This is a genomic window from Agrobacterium vitis, assembly GCF_014926405.1.
Taxonomy (GTDB): Bacteria; Pseudomonadota; Alphaproteobacteria; order Rhizobiales; family Rhizobiaceae; genus Allorhizobium; species Allorhizobium vitis_H.
Map to the genome: position 1 here is coordinate 1,106,994 of NZ_JACXXJ020000003.1, position 18,827 is coordinate 1,125,820.

Here is an 18,827-nt window from a genome sequence, read left to right on the forward strand (position 1 = left end):
AGGCCTCGGTATGCGCAACGCCTACTTGACATATGCTGCAAAACGACTGGCCCAAGCTTTTGTGGTCATCCTGATGGCCTATGTCTTTACATTCGTGGTGGTCAGCATTCTGCCGGGCGACCCGGTCACCTCCGTCCTGCGTGATCCGCAAAACGGCTTCACCGAGGCGGAGATTGCCGAGATCATCGCCGCCCAGGGATTGGACAAGCCGATTTCGGTCCAATTGTGGACGTCACTCTCTCACTTCGTCACCGGCGATTTCGGCCTGTCGATGCGCTCCAGCCGCCCGGTGGCGGCGCTGATTGCCGAAGTCCTGCCCTCAACGCTGATCCTTGCATCGACGGCCCTTGCCTTCGCGCTTGCCCTGGCGCTGGTGATTGCCTACGGCACGCAGTTTCTGCCAAAACGGTTCGGACAGGGCCTGCTGCGGGGGTTTCCCTCCCTGTTCCTATCGGTCCCGAATTTCGTCATCGGGCTGGCCCTGATCCATATTTTCGGCTTCCAGCTGGGCATTTTCCGGGTCATTGAACCGGATAGTGTCTGGGCAACCCTGTTTGCGTCAATTGCACTCGGCATTCCCGTCTCCGCACAGATAGCGGAAGTTCTGATTGCCAACCTCGACCATGAAGCAAGCCAGGACTATGCCACTGTGGCGCGGGGTCGAGGTCTTTCCCAGGCGCAGATGTTTTTCAAACACCTGTTGAAGCCCTCATCATTGCCGGTGGTCACCGTGATTGCCCTGACCGTCGGCGAGTTGCTGGGTGGTTCGCTGATAACCGAAACGGTTTTTGGGCGAACGGGCATCGGCAGCCTGGTGCAGCGCTCGGTCACAACACAGGATCTGCCTGTTCTTCAGGCGGTCGTCTCGCTGGCAGCAGTGGCCTTCGTTCTCGTCAACCTGATCGCAGACCTCGTCTATCCCCTGCTTGACCCGCGAGTGAAACTCCTCGGCGTCCAACGGCCTCGCACGTCCGCTGAGGACACAAGCTCTACCGAAACCTCCCGTGCGGTGACGATATGACGATCGCTTTTTCCTCCTCGAATGGTGGTGTGCAGGCAGCCAAAAAATGGTCGGCAGTCCACATGCCGCCAACGGTGTTCATCTCGTTCGCCATCATTGCCCTGGTGATCGCCTGGGCGCTCGCCCCCGGCTTGTTCACAAGCCATAGCCCCGTCGTCGGCGTTCCCGCTCAAAAACTGCTGGCACCCAGCGCACAGCATTGGTTCGGCACAGACCAGCTCGGGCGCGACCTTTACGCGCGCGTCGTCTATGGCACTGCGTCTTCGGTGACCAGTGCGCTGATCGCGGTTGTCATTGGCGTTGTCGTCGGTGGCCTCATTGGCCTTCTGGCCGGCTTTCTCGGTGGCTGGGTCGATATCGTGCTGGCGCGCCTGGTCGATATGCTGCTGGCGATCCCCAGCTTCCTGCTGGCGATTATCGTCGTCACCGCACTCGGCTTCACCACCACCAATGCCGCCATCGCGACCGGCGTCTCCGCCGTGGCGGTCTTTGCCCGGGTGATGCGGGCAGAGGTGATCAAAACCCGGCAAGCGACCTTCGTCGAGGCATCGTTTCTGCTGGGAGGGTCACGTTGGTATATCCTTCTGCGCCACGTGTTTCCAAATGCGTCACGCTCGCTTCTGACGCTTGCCGTCCTGCAATTTGGCCTTTCCATTCTGGTGATCGCCGGTCTTGCCTTCCTCGGCTATGGCGATCCGCCACCCGCCTCGGATTGGGGCCTGCTGATTTCAATCGGCAAGGATTACCTCAAATGGCCGTGGCTGGTTTACGCGCCTGCGTTCGCCGTGATCGCAACCGTCCTCTCCGTCAACAGGATCAGCCGATGGCTCCGCAAGACAGACTGACCTCCACACTCCCCTGGTTTGCAACCGCTGCTCCATCGCTCCAGCCATCCGCTCCGCTGCTGAGAGTTGAAGACCTGTCGGTATTCTATGGGGCTCGCCAAGTCGTGAAGACTGCCGGGTTTGAGCTGGACCGAGGCAAGAGCCTGGCGTTGATTGGAGAATCCGGCTCGGGCAAATCAACCATCGCGCGGGCCATTCTGAGGCTATTACCCCAAGGCGGACATGCGACGGGAAAAATCGAGTTCAACGATCAGAACATCTTGAGCCTTGCCGAACGTAAGTTCCGGCCTCTGCGGGGGCGCGCTATCGGCTTTGTTCCGCAAGATCCCGGCAACGCGCTCAACCCGGTGCGCACCATCGGCGCGCAAGCCATGGAAGCGGCAGCCCTTCTCGGTGAACAAGACAAAGCCATCCGCAAAGCGCTGATCCTGGACACATTCGCGGAGGTCGGCCTCGACAAGCCGGGTCGCGTCTACGATTCCTATCCGCATCAACTGTCAGGCGGCATGCTTCAACGGGTGCTGATCGGCCTTGCCGTACTGCCGCGCCCGGCCCTTCTGGTGGCGGACGAGCCGACCTCCGCACTGGATGTGACGATCCAGAAGCGCATCCTCGACCTTCTGACACGACTTCAGCAGGATCTGGATATCAGCCTCCTGCTGATCACCCACGACCTCGCAATCGCTTCCGAGCGGGCAGATCAACTGGTCGTGCTGAAGGATGGCGTTGTGCAGGAGGCGGGCAATACCCAGGCTGTCTTTGCCGCACCGGCTTCGGCCTATGCCAGAAAGCTGCATGCCAATGTTCCCGCCCTCAATCCTGATCGTTATGCCAAGCTGCGCGATGGCGGGTTTCATAGGCTAAACAATGCTGCGGGTACTGACACCAAAATCGAGGTCAAAGGTGTGACGAAGACCTTCACGGTCGATGGCAAATCCCTGACAGCTGTCGATAATGTGACATTCTCCGTACCATCAGGCAATACACACGCTCTGGTTGGTGAATCCGGCTCTGGCAAGACAACGACGATCCGGCTGCTTCTGGGCCTTGAGGAACCCGATACCGGCCAGATCTCGGTCGCCGGTGAGCAGTTTTCAAGCCGTAATCCCCAGTCCAGACGAGCCGTTTGGCGCCATCTTCAACTCGTCTACCAGAACCCTTTCACCTCACTCGATCCCACCTGGAAAATCGAGAATCTGGTACGCGAGCCGCTGGACCGGTTCAAGATTGGCACTGCAAAGGAGCGAAGCGAGCGGGTGCGCGAAGCCCTGTCCAATGTCGGGCTGGGCGAGCATTTGCTTGGCCGCAAGCCGGGCGCACTGTCCGGTGGCCAGCGTCAGCGCGTCGCCATCGCCCGATCGCTGGTTTTAAAGCCGGATGTTATCGTGCTGGATGAGCCGACTTCAGCGCTCGACGTCAGTGTCCAGGCCGATATTGTTGACGTGCTTTTGACGCTACAGGCCAATCTGGGCCTGACCTATGTGTTCGTTTCCCACGATCTCGCCCTGGTGCGCCAGTTGGCCCATACCGTCTCGGTCATGCATCGCGGACGCATCGTCGAGCACGGCACCGTCAAAGCCGTCTTCGACACTCCCCGCCAATCCTATACCCGGTCGCTGCTGGCCTCGATCCCCTCAGGTAGCACCCACGCGACGCGCTCGGGTGCCCGCGCTGTTTTCAAACAGGACGAACTCGCGTGATCGCAACCGCGCAGGACAAGACCTCAGCATAGCGTTCACCAAAGACTCAAAACCAAATGGAGTATGCACAGAATGGCTGCCGAATTCATTAGCGCAAGTTTCGCCAACGGATCGAATGATCTTCGCCCCATCCCCGATGCGCCGGTGGACCCCGATTTCCTGCAACGCTACGCACGTGCGCTGGACGATTACGGTTTCAACTACACACTGATCCCCTATTCTTCCGCTTCCTTTGATCCTTTCACGCTGGGTGCGACCATTCTGGCCCATACCAAGCAAATCAAGATCATTGTCGCCCTGCGCCCGAACACCATCTACCCGACCGTTGCGGCGAAATCGCTGGCAACACTGGACCAGTTGAGCGGCGGCCGTGTTGTCGTCCATTTCATCGCCGGCGGCAGTGATGAGGAGCAGGCCCGCGAGGGTGATTTTCTGACCAAGGAGCAACGCTACGAGCGTCAGGAAGAATATATCCGCATTCTGCGTCTGGCCTGGACCTCGACAGAACCCTTCGATTTCGATGGGAAATACTACCAGTTCAAACAGTTCCGCAGTGCCGTGCGCCCGACCAACGGCCTGATCCCGATCTCGCTCGGCGGCTCGTCGGATGCTGCCTATCGGATTGGCGGCTCGTTATGCGATATTTTTGGCCTTTGGGGCGAGCCTTTGGCAGAAACCAAACAACAAATCGACCGCATCTATGCCGAGGCGGCCAAGGCCGGACGCAAGGATCGCCCGCGCATCTGGGTCACCTTCCGTCCGATCATTGCCGAGACTGACGAATTGGCCTGGCAGAAAGCCCACCGCATTCTCGACACGCTGAACGAAAATCGCGAGAAAGGCCTCAGCAGGACACCCTTGTCCGCGCCGCCTCCAGCCAATGTCGGCTCACAGCGTCTTCTGGATATCGCCAAACGCGGCGATGTTCACGACCGGGCTCTCTGGTATCCGACAGTGACGGCCACAAACGCTAGCGGCGCAACCACCGCCTTGGTCGGTTCTCCTCGCACCATCGCCGATTCCATATTGGACTATATCGACCTCGGCGCCGACCTGATCTCGATCCGTGGTTATGACAACTACAATGATGCCGTGGATTATGGTCGCTATGTCCTGCCGCTGGTCCGCGAAGGCATCCGTGAACGCGAAGAGGCCAGGAAGAAGGCCGCCGCGTGATGAGCGTCACCCGGCGGCTTTATAGACAGACATTCAAAAGGCTTCAAAACCATGGCCCATGATCAAACCCTGCTTGACGCAACCGTGCGGATCGTTGCAAAGGCCGCGCCGGATGCTGACCGCAGCGGACAGTTTCCGTGGGCGGGCATTCGTGCCGTTCACGACAGTGGACTTCTCGAAAGCACCGTTGCGACGCGATATGGCGGCCAGGGTGGGACGCTCTACGATGCCGCACATATTCTGGCGGCTCTTGGCCGTGGCGATCCATCGGTTGCTCTGATCAGCGCCATGACAATCTTCAATCACCTCGGCCAAGCCTCAAGAAACCATTGGCCTGAAGATCTCTATCAACGGCTCCTTGCCGAGGCAAAACAGCGCCCCTTGCTGCTAAACGCTGCCCGGGTCGAGCCGGAGCTTGGATCGCCAGCCCGTGGCGGCCTGCCGGCAACACGTGCCCGCCGCACCTCGACAGGCTGGTCGATCACTGGTCGTAAGCGTTTCGTAACGGGTGCGCATGGCCTTACGCATTTCCTGGTCTGGGCGCATACGGACGAAACGCCAACCCGCGTCGGAACCTTTATTGTGCAGAATGGACTGCCCGGCATAAGCGTCATCGAAAACTGGAACAGCCTCGGCATGCGGGCGACAGGCTCGCATGATGTTGACTATGCCGATGTCGAAATCCCTCTCGAAAATGTACTGGATCTGACCGGTACAGAAATCGCCCAGCAGGACAATCGCGGCCATGCGCCGATTACACTTGCGCTGACGGCGATCTATCTTGGGGTTGCTGAAGCGGCACAAGCCGCCTTCAACCATTTCGCCCATGACCGTGTTCCAACCAATCTGGGCCATCCCATCGCCCTTACCGAACGGTTCATAACGCTATCAGGCGAAATCGACCTGCTGGTCGGCGGCGCGCGCCAGATTATCTTCGATGCGCTTTTGTCCGGTCAAGGCGATGCGGAACGACTGATGCGTGCCAGACTTATCGCTGGCCGCCAGTTGCGGAGCGCCGTGGAAATCGCCGTGCGCGGCATCGGCAATCCGGGCCTTAACGCCGATATCGGGCTTGAACGCCACTTCCGTGACATTCAGGCCGTGCTTGTTCATGCTCCGCAGGAAGATACATCCCTGTCGATCCTCGGCCGTGCGGCGTTTGACCGCTGGCAGCGCCAGGAAACGGCACAGCTAAATCCGGTCGCAAAACACTCCGCGCTGAAAACCGCCTGATGGCATGGTGGTGTTTGGAAATGCCGTCAAAACGAGGATACGTAAGCATCCTCGTCTTGGTATAAGCCTTACCTCATCAAGAGGACAGGTTTGGCCGGGATACGCCCAGATGATCGCGTAATGTCACACCACTATAGTCTGTCCGGAACAGGCCACGTTCCTGAAGGATTGGCACCACCAGACGAGTGAAATCCTCCAGGCCCTCCGGGAAGAAAGGCGGCATGATGTTGAAGCCATCGGCGGCGCGTGTTTCAAACCATTGCTGCATACGGTCGGCGATATCTTCGGGCGTGCCGAGCACGATATGATGTCCCCGCCCGGCGGCAACCCGTAGGGCCAATTGCCGAATGGTCAGATTCTCCCGGCGAGCCAACGCGGTTAGCAGTTCGGCGCGGCTGCGCAGCTGGTCGGAAATCGGCAGGTCCGGCAGCGGGCCGTCAGGATCGTAATCGGCAAGACTATGGCCTATCCGCTCTTCGAGCAGCGGCATGGCACTTTTCAGCTCGGTCCATTGGTCGAGTTCGGCCAGCTTGTCGGCAGCCTCCCGTGCCGTGCGGCCGATGACCGGCAGAAAGCCCGGCATGACCGCGACATCATCGGGATGCCTGCCAAAACCGGTGACACGATCCTTGAGGCTTTTGTAGAAAGCCTGTGCTTCATCAAGGCTTTGCTGAGCCGTGAACACCACATCGGCGGTCCGGGCCGCGAGGTCTTGCCCCGGACCGGATGAGCCGGCTTGAATCAGAATTGGATGGCCCTGCGGAGACCGTGGAATATTCAGCGGACCTTTGACCGAGAAATATTTGCCCGCGTGGTCGAGGAGATGCACCTTATTGGGATCGGCATAGATGCCGTTCTGCTTGTCCTTGATGAAGGCATCGTCATCCCAGCTATCCCAAAGACCGCGCACCACATCGACAAATTCTTCGGCGACGGCGTAGCGTTCGTCATGGCCTGGATGGGATTTGGAAAAATTATTGGCGGTCCGGGCATAGGATGTGGTGACGATATTCCAAGCGGCACGCCCATGGCTCAAGTGGTCAATGGAGGAAAAGGCGCGGGCCACATGGTAGGGCTCGCCATAGGTGGTCGAGGCGGTTGCGGCAAGGCCGATCTTTTCGGTCACCATGGCAAGTGCCGCCAACAGGGTCAGCGGTTCGAACCGGGCAATGGTCGAGGGATGCGCATCGACGCCGCTCGTCAGCCCGTCGGCCAGGAACACCATGTCGAATTTCGCCTGCTCGGCGAGCTGCGAGACGCGACGCAGCAGGTCGAAATTTTCGCTACCGGCTTCCGCATTCGGATGCCGCCAGCCGGAGACATGGTGGCCAGCCCCTTGCAGGAACAGGCCGAGGTGAATTTCTCTCTTGCGGGTCATGGCACAGTCTTTCGTCACGTTTGGGTATGGCGTCATTTACGGGTATTGGAGGCGTCCTGGTTAAGAAGGGCAAGCAGGTGGCGCAGATCGGCACTGCTGCGCATATCCCGGACGAGCGAAGGGATTTCGGCAAAGGAGGCATCCGCCGCGGTCGCCTCGCGGAATTTGTCGGCTGGATCGGCAAGCCCAGGCAGGCCGTCGAACCGGCGCTGGATGGTCCCGCCGTCTCTCAGCACGATATCGAGGATGACAAACCGCGTCTTCGGATCGCTCGACATCCGGGGAGCATTCTCCTGATGCCGCCGACCAGCGCGGGCAGCGAGTGCCATCAACCTTGGCTCCACAGGCCGCTCATCGAAATGGTCCAGCCGCAAGGCTCCGTCGATCAGGCTGGCGGCAAAGACATATTCCGGGCTGAAGCGCGCCTCGATCCCATTTGTCGGCTTGGTGACGACGAGTGCAGCATCGGCACCGGGCGGATAGGTGAAGGTGATCGTGTCGATGGCGTCAGCGGCAAGGCCCTCGCGATGCAGGTCTATGCCGAGGGAGGCGACCGGATGGCTGGCCGTGCAGCAGGGATAGGCTTTCAGCGTCAGGCCGGGCGACACGATCTGCCAGGGCGTACCCCAGTTCTCAACGATTGATTCAGGATGCCCGGCTCCAAAAGCATAGGCGGAATGAAAGCCAACCGGATTATCGAGGAAATCCGGCGCGCCTCCGAAACCTGCCGAGGCCAGCCGCGCCGCCAACAGGCCGGAGCGCGCCGCCATGCCCGCATGATAGGGCTTGGCATCGAAACCAAACTGCAACCTGAGGCCGGAGGATTGCGTGGCGGCAAGGCCAAGCGCCACCGCCGTTTCTTCCGGTGATGCCTGCGTCACATGGCAGATCGCTGCCGCAGCACCCACAGTGCCAAGGGTCGCCGTGGCGTGAAAACCGTTTTCGTAATGCCGGGAACCGAGCGACAGGCCAAGCCGGGCCATGGCCTCCAGCCCGACAACGTAGGATGCGATCATTGCATCTGCGGTAAATTCGCGCTCCGCAGCCAGGGCAAGCAATGCCGGAATGATCACGGTCGTCGGATGGCCGCGCACGCTGGAATGCACATCGTCATAGTCAAGCACATGACCCGCATAGGCGTTGACGACAGCCGCAACCAACGGATCGGCGCGGCGCGCGCTGCCGATCAGGATGGCGTCGCCGCCGATACTCCCGCCGAGTGCGGTTGCGACGATAGCCGTTGTCCGCTCGCCCGCTCCAGCGATCGCGCAGGCCAGAAAATCAATGATCGCGGTACGCGCTGCTGCCATCGCCGCATTGTCGCGGCCCGGCTCAGACTGCACAATTGCCCCTGCGAAAGCGCTGGTCAGTGGCGCGGCTATGGTCGTCGTCATGGCGGCTCCTATATGCCTTCGCCTTCGCGCACCGTACCCCGGCCCGACAACCCGCCAACGAACTGGCGGATACGCGGATTGTCGCTCTTATGGAAGATCTGCTCCGGCGAGCCTTGGCCAACGATGCGGCCATTCTCGGTAAACACCACCGTGTCGCTGATCTCTTCGGCAAAGCGCATTTCATGGGTGACGAGAATGCTGGTCATGCCCTCGCGGATCAGGTCACGGATCACCCACAAGACCTCGCCGACGGTTTCGGGATCGAGCGCCGATGTGACCTCGTCGAACAGCACGAGATCGGGTTTCATCGCCAGCGCCCGGGCAATCGCCACGCGCTGCTGCTGCCCACCGGAGAGCTGGCCCGGATAAGCATCAGCCTTTTCGCCAAGCCGCACCTTGTCCAGCAATTCACGCGCGACCTTTTCCGCTTCGCGTCTTGCCGTCCCCAGAATGCGGGTCGGGGCAAGCATGATATTGTCGAGCACCGTCAGGTGCGGAAAGAGATTATATTGCTGGAAGACGATGCCGACCCGCTTGCGCAGCGCAATGCGTTCGCTTTCCTTGGTCAATTGGTCCACGCGGGTCCCCGCCACGGTGATGCGACCGCTTTGGGCCGTCACCAGCGCGTTGATGCAGCGCAGGATGGTGGATTTGCCCGAGCCGGAGGGACCGATGATCGACACGGCATCGCCCTTGTTGACCGTCAGGTCGATGCCCTTCAGCACCTGCGTCTGGCCGAAGGACAGGTGCACGTCTTCCAAGCGGACGATGGCATTGTCGGTATTTGCAATCATTCTCTCAAATCCTCAGGCCGCCTTGAAACGGCGCTCCAGGCGGCGGGTCAGGCGGGCGATCGGGTAGCAAAGCGCGAAGAAGGCGGCCATTACCACAACATAGGCAATGACGGTAAAATCAAGCCGGCGCACGGATGTGCTGGCATCGGTGGCAGCATGGAGAAGTTCATGGACGCCGACCAGCGAGGCCAGCGAAGTCCCCATGGTGATTGAGGCAAGCACATTCATCCATGGCGGCAGTGATCGGCGCAGGCATTGCGGCAGGATGATCCAGCGCAGCGCCTGCCAGCGTGAAAAGCCAAGGCCTTGCGCCGCCTCCCATTGCGCGGTCGGAATGGACAGAATGGCACCACGGGTGATTTCGGCGATATAGGCGCTTGCCGGGATGGCGAGACCGACCATGGCTTTCACCCAATCGGGAAAGGATAGATAATTGCCAAAGACGATGATCTCGAAGGGAAAGATATAGGTTGTCGCAAAGATCAGCACCAGATGCGGCGCATTGCGAAACACCTGCACATAGACCGCAGCCGGGTAGCGGACCAGCCGGAATGGCACCATTTGCAGCATGCCAAGCAGGATGCCCAGCACGCTTCCCAGCGTCATCGCCGACAGGCTGATGACGATGTTCATCGCAAAGCCGGAGCCGAGATAGGGAAGCCATTGCACCAGTTCACGGCCAAGCGACAGATCGGCCAGCGCCCAGATAAGGATCGCTAGCGGCAATGCGACAAGAGCTATATTGCGCAGCGCGGGGCTGCGGCCCGCATGGTTGTGAAGCATTGGCGACATCATAGCCCATATCCCGGAATGGCGAGCTTGCGCTCCACCCAAAGGCCGACGCGGGCGACGACCAAATTGATGAGGCTGAAGAAGGCCAGGATAACGATCATCAACTCTATGACATTGTCACGCTGGGTCCAGACCATGATCGACGCATAGGTGATTTCGCTGACGGCAATTGCATTGCCGACCGTCGTCAGCTTGACGAGATTGATCAGGTTGTTGACGATGGCCGGTAGCGACGCCCGAAAGGCAAGCGGCACCTCGACGTAACGCAGGATCTGGAACTGGCTGAAGCCAATGCCGCGAGCCGCCTCAATCGTCGAAGCTGGCACGGCTTCGATCCCGGCGCGGATCGCTTCGGAATGCAAGGCCGCCACATGCAGGCCCACCACCGCAACCACCCAAAAAAACGGCGTCAGCGGATTGTTCTGCGTGCCACCGACAAGATTGGACACAACCGTGTTCAACACCAGAAAGCTGAACATCAGCTGTACCAGCGTCGGCGTATTGCGGGTCACCTCCACGAACGCCCGCACCGGCGCGGAAAGCCATGACCTTCCCGATGTCAGGCAGGCCGCAAACAGCAGACCAAACAGCAAACTGACGGGAATGAGCAAAGCCACCAGATAAAGCGTGGTCAAAAAACCATCCCGCCAGATCTGCGCCTCATATCCCGTTGCCAGGAACTCAAAATTAAGACCGATACTGCCCGTCAGACGCACGAACAGATCGGTGAGATTGATATCCTGCATGTGTCTCTACCGTTGCGCCGCTGATACAACGAGTCTTGTACCATAAGTCTTGGAAAATGACGCGCCGTATTTCATTTTCGAATATCCCAAGCCTTTGATGGGTTTGAGATATTCGAAATCCTCTGAAGTCGAAGATGCCTGAGCATCTTCGCGCCTTCGTCTTACTTGGTCGCAGCGAGCGCCTTGTGTTCCTGCTCGAGATAGTCGGTATTCAGCAGGCGGCTGGACTTGGCGAAATCGAGCAGTTTGCCGGAAACATGCAGTTTTTTAACGGCGTTGTCGAGGGCGGCCTGGGTATCCTTCTCGCCCTTGCGCAGCCAGATGACCGAGTCCGAGGGAACCAGTTCGGTTGGGAACGGAATAGCATAGTCCTTCCATTCCTCCGGGCGATCCTGCAACAACAGCCCCACAGTTGCGCCGACATGCACAGCAGCCACGCAATTGCCGCCTTGCAGCGCCAGCAGCGATTCCGGCTGGCTTGGCAGCGCCTTGACGATGGCACCATATTCCTCGATCAGCGGCTGGGTATAGTTGGAACCCTGCGAGACGCAGACCGGCTTGCCCTTCAGGTCCGCCCAATCCTTCAAACCGCTATCCTTACGCACCACGGCAGCACCGCCGCTGCGATCATAAGGCGTCGGCACAAAATCCAGCACCTTGGCACGGTCTTCGGTATACTGCATATTGGCGATCAGGATATCAACTTTGCCCTGCTGGAGAAACTGCACGCGGTTGGGCGGCGTAACCGTCACCGTTTCCAGCTTGACCCCGAGATCATCAGCCAGTGCCTGGGCAATATCGACGTTAAAGCCTTTCTGCTCCTGGCTTTTCGGATCGATATAACCAAAAGGTGCGCCAGACAGGATGACGCCGACAGTGAGCTTGCCACGTCCCTTGATGCGGTCAAGCGTGGCATCGGCCGAGGCATGGGTTGCTGCAAGGGTGGATATCGAAAGAACAAGCCCAAAGATTGTCTTGGTCATGGTGGCGGACAGCATGGAGAGGCTCCTTATTTTTGGCGACACCGTATTGAAGAGCCGCACCGATCACGAGCAATGGCGTTCCTCCATACGCAGCCATCAAGGATCGGTCTACCGGAGATTACGACTAAAGTAGAATTTTCTTCATTCCTCCCTGGCTTCGCCTGTTTGGCAGACGCACGATCCTGGTAAGTTTGAGACTGCACCAACAAGGCAACACTTGTTTCCCCTATAGGCTCCGAGACCTGTCTTTACCGATCACGACGGGCGCGCCGTTTTGAAGCTCAGGGCTAGCACGGAGAAAATCAGCAGGCCCGTTGCAACCTGTTGCCAATAGAAATTCAAACCGGACAGCAGCAACCCGTTCGAGACGAGGCCAAGCAGCAGAACGCCAAGCACGGTGCCAACCACATTGGGACGGCGCAGCGGATGGAGTGTCGTGCCGATAAAGGTCGCGCCAATGGCATTCAGCAGGAAGGCATTCCCGGATGATGGAATGTAGACATTGACCGTTGCCGTCAAAAGGATGCCAGCAATCGCGGCAATCAGGCCGGCCAGAATATAGGCGCTTGCAACAACTGAGGCGACAGACAGGCCGGAATAGCGCGCCACGCTGGCTTGGGTGCCGATGGCCGTCAGGACCCGCCCGAAACGGGTCATTGACAATAGCACACCAGTCAAAACAATCAGCGACAGCGTGACGACCAGCGGCACGGGTACGCCAAGCAGCTGCCCATGACCGATAAACGAAAAGCCTGGCGGAATGGCGACTTGGGACAGATAGACCGGATTGCCGCCATTGGTTAGCAATTGCTGCACGCTGCGGCCGATGAACAGCGTTCCAAGCGTCGCCAGAAACGGTGAGATGCCGATTGCCGAAATCAACAGACCATTCAAGGCACCGACCAGTCCGCCGACAAAGATTGCCGCCAGCACCGCGAAGCCGACGGGCACACCACCCAGCACCAGCGAGACAAAGGTGAAACTGGCAAAATCCACCGCCGTCGCAACCGAAAGATCGATGCCGCCGGAGGCAACGGCAAAGGTCATCGCAATCGACACGATGGCGAGCAATGCAACATTGTTGACCAGCACACTCAACAGGTTGGCGCCCGTCAGAAAGCTTGGCGCCACCGTTGAAAATATCGCGATGACCGCGAGGATGGCAAGGATTAGCGCATAGCGCACCAGATATCCGATCCGCAGGTAACCGGACGCCAAGGCCCCAGCCGTCTGCGTTTTGGTGTCAACCGTTGACATGATGACTCTACCTCCTGCGTAGCAAAGTGGTGGCCGAGACGACCAGAAGGATCAGCGCGCCCTGGACGCCAGCCACCAATGTGCTCGACAGATTGAGCAGTTGAAACCCATTGATCAGCACACCGACAAAGATCGCCGAAACCAGCGTACCGGGAATGGTCGGCACCAGCCGCCGTGAAAACACCGAGCCCAGCAGCGTGGTCACCACGACGGTCAGCAAGATATCGCCAGCGCCGGTGGAACTGCCGCTGAGATAGGACGTATTGAGGATACCGGCGATACCGCCCAGCAGACCCGCCGCGATGAAGGCACCTGCCGTCAGGGTTTTGACCCTGAGGCCCGCCGCCCTTGCTGCTTCCGGAAATTCACCGACCGCGTAAAGCCTCAATCCCAGCGGGGTATATTGGACGACAGCTCCGACCAGCAAGGCTGCCCCCAGCAGAACATAGGCCAGCACCGGCAGACCGAATGGCCCTGTGGCTGAAAGCAGTGAGAGAAAATCGGTGGAGGCAGGAATGACGGTGTTTTGGGTCAACACCAGTTCGAGACCGGCCACCACATTCATCACCGCAAGCGTTGCCAGAAGCGGCACGATACCGACAATGACAACAGCCAATGCATTGACGAGACCGATGACCAATCCGGTGGCCAACGCCCCCAAAACAGCAATGCCATCGCTCCATCCCAGTTGCACAAGGCTGGCATAGACCGCTGCGCTGAGGCCCATATTGGCGGCCAGCGACAGATCGATCCCGCCCGTCACAACATTCGACCCGCCCGCGATGATCACAAGAGTCAGCCCGAAGGCCAGCACTCCGAGAATGGCCGACTGCGCCAGCACATTGCCCAGATTGCCGAGGCTAAAAAAGAAGGGCGCCGCCAGCGAAAAGAACAGGAAGACGCCGAGGATTCCGAGTATGGACCCGGTCCGTAGCAGCCAGGCCGCGCCCCAGGGTGCACCCTTGCGGGGCTGGGCAAGCTCACCTCCCTGGGACGAGCCGTGATGACGTGTGCGGGTGGCTGTTGGCGACCTCACGCCAATCGAAACGGAATTGACCTCAGTCGACATGGCGCAATCCTTCCTTCGACCCCGTCACGGCATCCGAGCCGGTCGCGCTCGCAAAGACTGCGTCCGCCGTCGTCTGGCTCGATGTGAGTTCCGCCGTGATCCGGCCCCGGAAAAACACCAGAATCCGGTCGGTTATGCCAACCAGTTCCGGCAGGTCGGACGACAAGATGATGACGCCAGCACCCTTTTCGATGAGTTCACCGATAAGCTGGTAAATTTCGACTTTCGCGCCGATATCGACGCCAACAGTCGGCTCATCCAGAAGATAGATTTCCGATTGACGGCTCAGCCATTTTGCAATCGCCACCTTCTGTTGATTACCACCGGACAGGGTTCGGACCGGCGCTTCGCCGCCTGCCGTCTTGATCTGCAATTGCCCGATCAGCTGGTCCACAGCAGTCTTTTCGAGACCGGTCTTCAGAAAACCCGCCCTCGAAAAACGGTCGAGACTGGCAAGCGTGGTGTTTTCCGCCACCGTGAGGTCCAGGGCCACGCCATTACCGCGCCGGTCTTCCGGAACAAGCGCCAGATTGCGCAACACGGCTTGGCGAGGATTTGCAAATGACACCACCGTCTCGCTCGTTTGAATCTCACCAGCACTTGCTGTTTCCAAACCAAACAGCGTTTGCAACAATTCCTTGGCACCGGAGCCTAAAAGACCGGTAATGCCGAGCACTTCGCCCCGGTGCAGGCTGAAGGACACGTCCTCATACCGGCCTTCGGCTGTCAAACCACGAACGTCCAGCAGACGCTCACCCATGGCAACGACCGGTTTTGGAAACATCTCGGCAATGTCGCGCTCCACCATCAGGGTTGCGATCTGTTTTGCCGAAAGACCGGCAAGCGCGCGGCTAGCAACCACCTCACCATTGCGCAGCACGGTTACGTCGTCGCAAAGCGCTTCGATTTCGGCCAGGTAATGCGAGATATAAACGATCGTCACCCCCTCGTCCCGCAGCCGCCGGATCAGGGAAAACAGCATATCGGCCTCGCGCCGCACCAGCGCCGCCGTCGGCTCATCGAACACCAGCACCGTGGGCTTTGCCAGCAGCGCGCGTGTGATCTGGACGATCTGCTTTTGCGCGGTGGTCAGCTCGCCGACCAATGCATTGGTCGGCAGGCTCAGGCCGAAATAGTCCTGCAAAATCGCCTGCGCCTGGCGTTTCATGGCCCGCCGATCCAGAAATGGCGTGCCAGCAATCTTCGGTTCGCGCCCCAGAAACAAGGCCTCGCCAACCGTGAAGGACGGGACCAGAAGGCGATCCTGATGAATGAAATGGATGCCCAGTTTTTCGACCAGCGGCGGCGTCAGATCCGGTCTTCCAACCCCGTCGATCTCGATCGTTCCGTCATCCTGCCGGTGAAGACCGGCAAGAATTTTGATCAGGGTCGATTTTCCCGCACCATTCTGGCCGACAAGCCCATGGATCGTTCCAGCGCGGACGCCAAAGGACACGTCGGCAAGCGCTCTTGCTCCACCAAACCGTTTGGAAATGCCATGGAAGCGGATTGCATCGCCATCCGCAGGCTGTCTGTCACGCATGAAAATGTCCTTCGCAAAGCCACTTATACCAAGTCTCGAAGATGCTGACGCATCCTCGCCTTGAATGAATTTCGAATATCTCAAATGCGTCAAGGGCTTGAGATATTCGAAAACGGCATACGAAGAATCATTTTCAATGATTCTTCGTATTAGCGCCCTGGCATAAGCTGTGGCGTTCCAACAGCTGCCTTGGCGATCAGCCGATCCCGAGCTTCTTGGTGACCTCGTTGACAGTCTGCTTATTGGCCAGCAGGGCTGGCACATAGCTCTCACGCGGCAAGGTCTTGCCGGACAGCAGCAGCGCCACATTCTGAATGGCCTGGCGACCGAGTTCGGCGGGCTGTTGGGCAACATCTGCGGCGGCAGGCGAGGCCGGATCCGCCACCAGTTGCAACACTTCAGGGCTACCATCGACGCCATAGGTCTTGATTTCCGTGCGCCCGGCTGCCGCCAGCGCCTGGGTTGCCCCCAATTGCGGAATATCCCAGGCGGACCAGATGGCTTTGATCGAGCCTTTTTCCGGATATTTGTTCAGAATGGCGGTGACCTGGGCGAATGCGTCCTGCACGGTATTGGGGATGACGTCGCGCAGTTCCGGCTGGATAATCTTGACCTTCGGGAAATATTTGATGACGTTGACAAGCTGGTCATAGCGGATGGCGCAGGGCGTCACGCCATAAAAGCCATTGAAAACCACGACATTGCCTTCACCACCGATGTCAGAGACCAGTTGCAGGGCCAGATCCTTGCCGATACCCCAATTGTCGGAGGTCGAATTGTTCAGCGAATGGCTGGAGCCGACATCGATGGTCAGAACCGGAATGCCTGCGTCACGTGCCCGTTTTAGCCAGGGGTCGATAACCGTCAAGGTGCCGAGCAATTGCACGATGGCATCCGGCTTTTGGGCGATCAGGGTTTGGAGTTGCGCCACCAGCTTGCCATCGCTACGGCCCGCATCGACGGCAAGTGGTTCGCCGCCTAAGCGCTTCACTTCAGCGATCTGGGCGTTATAGGCCTGGAGGTCGAAGAAATGGTCGGTCCCTGCCGTGCTGATGCCGATCCGCTTGCCCTTCAGGCTGAGAGCTTCATCTGCTGCATGGGCAGCATTGACACCAAGCAGGCTTGCCCCCGCAACTGCTGCGCCAGCAAAGGCCGAGAGCTTGATGAGCTGACGCCGTCCAATTTCAGTGTTGAATTCGTCGCCCGACATGTCGTCTTCTCCGGTTGTCTAGTTTTTCTATAGAGTAAGATTATTTGCTGTTTGGCCGAGAAAGGATTTTGCGTCTTGATAAACCAAGTGGAAAAAACAGACCCAATCAGCACCGAAATGGCGCAGCGATCATCCCAGCCAGCTTTTCGCTGAGACGTTAAGAGGCAGCAGACGACCGGCTCTTCCCTCAGGCGCAATTTCTAAGCGGTGTCGAAAGAAGGGAAGAATATTTCTCTACTTAATCGGTGGATTATTCCATCATGCAACCGTCACAGAGGCCAAAGGCATAGCAAAAATCCAGGGCGGTGACTGGCGGAAATTCAACACAGGACGGGAGTTATAGATGAGCAGCAAACCATTGCATCCAGAAACGCTGGCCCTTCATGCCGGCTGGCGCGCCGACCCGACGACGGGGGCTGTCGCCGTTCCGATCTATCAGACCACGTCTTTTCAGTTCCGAGATACGGAGCATGCGGCCAATCTGTTTGCCCTGAAAGAGCTGGGTAATATCTATAGCCGCATCGGCAACCCAACGGTGGATGTGCTTGAGCAGCGCATTGCAGCCATCGAAGGCGGCGTTGCGGCATTGGCGCTTGCCTCCGGTCAGGCGGCGTCTGCCTTTGCGATCCAGAACCTTGCCAAAGTCGGCGACAATATCGTCAGCTCCACCGATCTCTATGGCGGCACATGGAACCTGTTTGCCAACACGCTGAAAGATCAGGGTATTGAGGTTCGTTTTGTTGATCCGACAGACCCGGAAAACTTCCGCCGCGCCACAGATGAGCGCACCCGCGCCTATTATGCCGAAACCTTGCCCAATCCGAAACTGACCGTTTTCCCGATTGCCGAAGTGGCAAGCATTGGCCGCGAATTCGGCATTCCGCTGATTGTTGACAACACCGCAGCCCCCTTGCTGGCGCGGCCTTTTGATCATGGCGCTGCTGTGGTTGTTTATTCCTCCACCAAATATCTTGGCGGCCACGGCACGTCCATTGGCGGTTTGATCGTTGATGGCGGCAATTTCGACTGGGAAGCCCACAAAGAGCGCCAGCCAGCCTTGAACACACCAGACCCAAGCTACCACGGCGCAGTCTGGACGGAAGCCACCAAGCCGCTTGGTCCTATTGCCTATATCATCAAGGCGCGTGTGACCCTGCTGCGTGACCTTGGAGCCGCACTCTCACCCTTCAACGCCTTCCAGCTTTTGCAAGGCATTGAAACCCTGCCGCTTCGCATTGAGCGCCACGTTAAAAACGCCGCAGCCGTTGCGGAGTATCTGGCCAAGCGGCCGGAAATCGCCAAGGTGATCTATCCATCTCAGCAGAGCGGCGTATGGCGCGAGCGGGCCGATAAATATCTCAAGGGTGGTTATGGCGGTCTTGTCGGCTTTGAGCTGAAAGACGGGCTGGACGCTGGACGCCAGTTCATCGACGGGCTCGAATTACTCTATCACGTTGCGAATATTGGTGATGCCCGCAGCCTCGCCATTCATCCGGCCTCGACCACCCACTCCCAGCTGACCGCCGAAGAACAGGCCGCAAGTGGCGTTTCGCCGGGCTATGTGCGCCTTTCCATCGGCATTGAGCATATCGATGACATCATCGCCGATATCCAACGTGGTCTCGATGCGGCATCTTCTGGCGTGCAGAACAGCAAGGCAGCCTGATCAAACATGGAAAACGGAAG

16 protein-coding genes are annotated in these 18,827 nt (G+C 58.9%); 6 read left to right on the forward strand and 10 right to left on the reverse strand.

The features are described 5' to 3' along the window. Window positions 1-10 precede the first annotated feature (10 nt). The 5 genes from IEI95_RS06280 (at window position 11) to IEI95_RS06300 (ending at window position 5,975) form a co-directional block, all read left to right on the forward strand. Entirely contained in the window at window positions 11-1,021 is a 1,011-nt protein-coding gene (locus IEI95_RS06280; protein ID WP_156537897.1) for an ABC transporter permease, read from the forward strand. Beyond that, a complete protein-coding gene (locus IEI95_RS06285; RefSeq protein ID WP_156537898.1) occupies window positions 1,018-1,866 on the forward strand; it encodes an ABC transporter permease in 849 nt (282 codons plus the stop codon). The genes IEI95_RS06280 and IEI95_RS06285 overlap by 4 nt, the downstream gene beginning before the upstream one ends. After that, entirely contained in the window at window positions 1,845-3,566 is a 1,722-nt protein-coding gene (locus tag IEI95_RS06290) for an ABC transporter ATP-binding protein (RefSeq protein WP_194416163.1), read from the forward strand. Before IEI95_RS06285 ends, IEI95_RS06290 begins: the two co-directional genes overlap by 22 nt. Before the next feature lie 72 nt (window positions 3,567-3,638). After that, window positions 3,639-4,742: an LLM class flavin-dependent oxidoreductase gene (locus IEI95_RS06295; RefSeq protein WP_156532019.1), complete on the forward strand. Its 1,104-nt coding sequence runs from the start codon at window positions 3,639-3,641 to the stop codon at window positions 4,740-4,742. A 51-nt stretch (window positions 4,743-4,793) separates the two neighbouring features. Next, on the forward strand, window positions 4,794-5,975 hold the full coding sequence (locus IEI95_RS06300) for an acyl-CoA dehydrogenase family protein (protein WP_156532018.1): 1,182 nt from the start codon (window positions 4,794-4,796) through the stop codon (window positions 5,973-5,975). Between the two features lie 76 nt (window positions 5,976-6,051). Here IEI95_RS06300 and IEI95_RS06305 read toward each other — a convergent pair whose 3' ends face one another. From IEI95_RS06305 to IEI95_RS06350, 10 genes are all read right to left on the reverse strand, one after another. Continuing rightward, window positions 6,052-7,353, reverse strand: a complete 1,302-nt coding sequence (locus IEI95_RS06305; RefSeq protein ID WP_156532017.1) for an LLM class flavin-dependent oxidoreductase — start codon at window positions 7,351-7,353, stop codon at window positions 6,052-6,054. A 32-nt stretch (window positions 7,354-7,385) separates the two neighbouring features. After that, on the reverse strand, window positions 7,386-8,747 hold the full coding sequence (locus IEI95_RS06310; protein WP_156532016.1) for an MmgE/PrpD family protein: 1,362 nt from the start codon (window positions 8,745-8,747) through the stop codon (window positions 7,386-7,388). A gap of 8 nt (window positions 8,748-8,755) precedes the next feature. Further along, on the reverse strand, window positions 8,756-9,541 hold the full coding sequence (locus IEI95_RS06315) for an amino acid ABC transporter ATP-binding protein (protein WP_156532015.1): 786 nt from the start codon (window positions 9,539-9,541) through the stop codon (window positions 8,756-8,758). A gap of 12 nt (window positions 9,542-9,553) precedes the next feature. Next, window positions 9,554-10,336 (reverse strand): amino acid ABC transporter permease, encoded by a 783-nt coding sequence (locus IEI95_RS06320; RefSeq protein WP_087729799.1) that lies wholly within the window; start codon window positions 10,334-10,336, stop codon window positions 9,554-9,556. Continuing rightward, window positions 10,333-11,079, reverse strand: a complete 747-nt coding sequence (locus tag IEI95_RS06325; protein ID WP_156532014.1) for an amino acid ABC transporter permease — start codon at window positions 11,077-11,079, stop codon at window positions 10,333-10,335. The genes IEI95_RS06320 and IEI95_RS06325 overlap by 4 nt, the downstream gene beginning before the upstream one ends. Window positions 11,080-11,240: 161 nt before the next feature. Next, on the reverse strand, window positions 11,241-12,077 hold the full coding sequence (locus tag IEI95_RS06330) for a transporter substrate-binding domain-containing protein (RefSeq protein WP_156532013.1): 837 nt from the start codon (window positions 12,075-12,077) through the stop codon (window positions 11,241-11,243). Window positions 12,078-12,317: 240 nt separating this feature from the next. Next, window positions 12,318-13,319 carry an ABC transporter permease gene (locus tag IEI95_RS06335; RefSeq protein WP_194416164.1) on the reverse strand — a complete coding sequence of 334 codons (1,002 nt, stop codon included), beginning with the start codon at window positions 13,317-13,319 and terminating at the stop codon, window positions 12,318-12,320. Window positions 13,320-13,326: 7 nt separating this feature from the next. After that, a complete protein-coding gene (locus IEI95_RS06340; protein ID WP_156532012.1) occupies window positions 13,327-14,388 on the reverse strand; it encodes an ABC transporter permease in 1,062 nt (353 codons plus the stop codon). After that, entirely contained in the window at window positions 14,378-15,931 is a 1,554-nt protein-coding gene (locus IEI95_RS06345; protein ID WP_156532011.1) for a sugar ABC transporter ATP-binding protein, read from the reverse strand. The genes IEI95_RS06340 and IEI95_RS06345 overlap by 11 nt, the downstream gene beginning before the upstream one ends. 196 nt (window positions 15,932-16,127) lie before the next feature. Next, complete coding sequence (locus IEI95_RS06350; protein WP_156532010.1) at window positions 16,128-17,141, reverse strand: sugar ABC transporter substrate-binding protein; 1,014 nt, start codon at window positions 17,139-17,141, stop codon at window positions 16,128-16,130. A 343-nt stretch (window positions 17,142-17,484) separates the two neighbouring features. Between IEI95_RS06350 and IEI95_RS06355 the strand changes: the two genes are divergently transcribed. Continuing rightward, a complete protein-coding gene (locus IEI95_RS06355) occupies window positions 17,485-18,807 on the forward strand; it encodes an O-acetylhomoserine aminocarboxypropyltransferase/cysteine synthase family protein (protein ID WP_156532009.1) in 1,323 nt (440 codons plus the stop codon). The last annotated feature ends 20 nt before the right edge of the window (window positions 18,808-18,827 follow it).

What these genes read in the sequence shown, in the direction of transcription:
- IEI95_RS06280 (WP_156537897.1), top strand. Translation starts at nt 11, where the DNA reads ATGCGCAACGCCTACTTGACATATGCTGCAAAACGACTGGCCCAAGCT.
- IEI95_RS06285 (WP_156537898.1), top strand. Translation starts at nt 1,018, where the DNA reads ATGACGATCGCTTTTTCCTCCTCGAATGGTGGTGTGCAGGCAGCCAAA.
- IEI95_RS06290 (WP_194416163.1), top strand. Translation starts at nt 1,845, where the DNA reads ATGGCTCCGCAAGACAGACTGACCTCCACACTCCCCTGGTTTGCAACC.
- IEI95_RS06295 (WP_156532019.1), top strand. Translation starts at nt 3,639, where the DNA reads ATGGCTGCCGAATTCATTAGCGCAAGTTTCGCCAACGGATCGAATGAT.
- IEI95_RS06300 (WP_156532018.1), top strand. Translation starts at nt 4,794, where the DNA reads ATGGCCCATGATCAAACCCTGCTTGACGCAACCGTGCGGATCGTTGCA.
- IEI95_RS06305 (WP_156532017.1), bottom strand. Translation starts at nt 7,353, where the DNA reads ATGACCCGCAAGAGAGAAATTCACCTCGGCCTGTTCCTGCAAGGGGCT.
- IEI95_RS06310 (WP_156532016.1), bottom strand. Translation starts at nt 8,747, where the DNA reads ATGACGACGACCATAGCCGCGCCACTGACCAGCGCTTTCGCAGGGGCA.
- IEI95_RS06315 (WP_156532015.1), bottom strand. Translation starts at nt 9,541, where the DNA reads ATGATTGCAAATACCGACAATGCCATCGTCCGCTTGGAAGACGTGCAC.
- IEI95_RS06320 (WP_087729799.1), bottom strand. Translation starts at nt 10,336, where the DNA reads ATGATGTCGCCAATGCTTCACAACCATGCGGGCCGCAGCCCCGCGCTG.
- IEI95_RS06325 (WP_156532014.1), bottom strand. Translation starts at nt 11,079, where the DNA reads ATGCAGGATATCAATCTCACCGATCTGTTCGTGCGTCTGACGGGCAGT.
- IEI95_RS06330 (WP_156532013.1), bottom strand. Translation starts at nt 12,077, where the DNA reads ATGCTGTCCGCCACCATGACCAAGACAATCTTTGGGCTTGTTCTTTCG.
- IEI95_RS06335 (WP_194416164.1), bottom strand. Translation starts at nt 13,319, where the DNA reads ATGTCAACGGTTGACACCAAAACGCAGACGGCTGGGGCCTTGGCGTCC.
- IEI95_RS06340 (WP_156532012.1), bottom strand. Translation starts at nt 14,388, where the DNA reads ATGTCGACTGAGGTCAATTCCGTTTCGATTGGCGTGAGGTCGCCAACA.
- IEI95_RS06345 (WP_156532011.1), bottom strand. Translation starts at nt 15,931, where the DNA reads ATGCGTGACAGACAGCCTGCGGATGGCGATGCAATCCGCTTCCATGGC.
- IEI95_RS06350 (WP_156532010.1), bottom strand. Translation starts at nt 17,141, where the DNA reads ATGTCGGGCGACGAATTCAACACTGAAATTGGACGGCGTCAGCTCATC.
- IEI95_RS06355 (WP_156532009.1), top strand. Translation starts at nt 17,485, where the DNA reads ATGAGCAGCAAACCATTGCATCCAGAAACGCTGGCCCTTCATGCCGGC.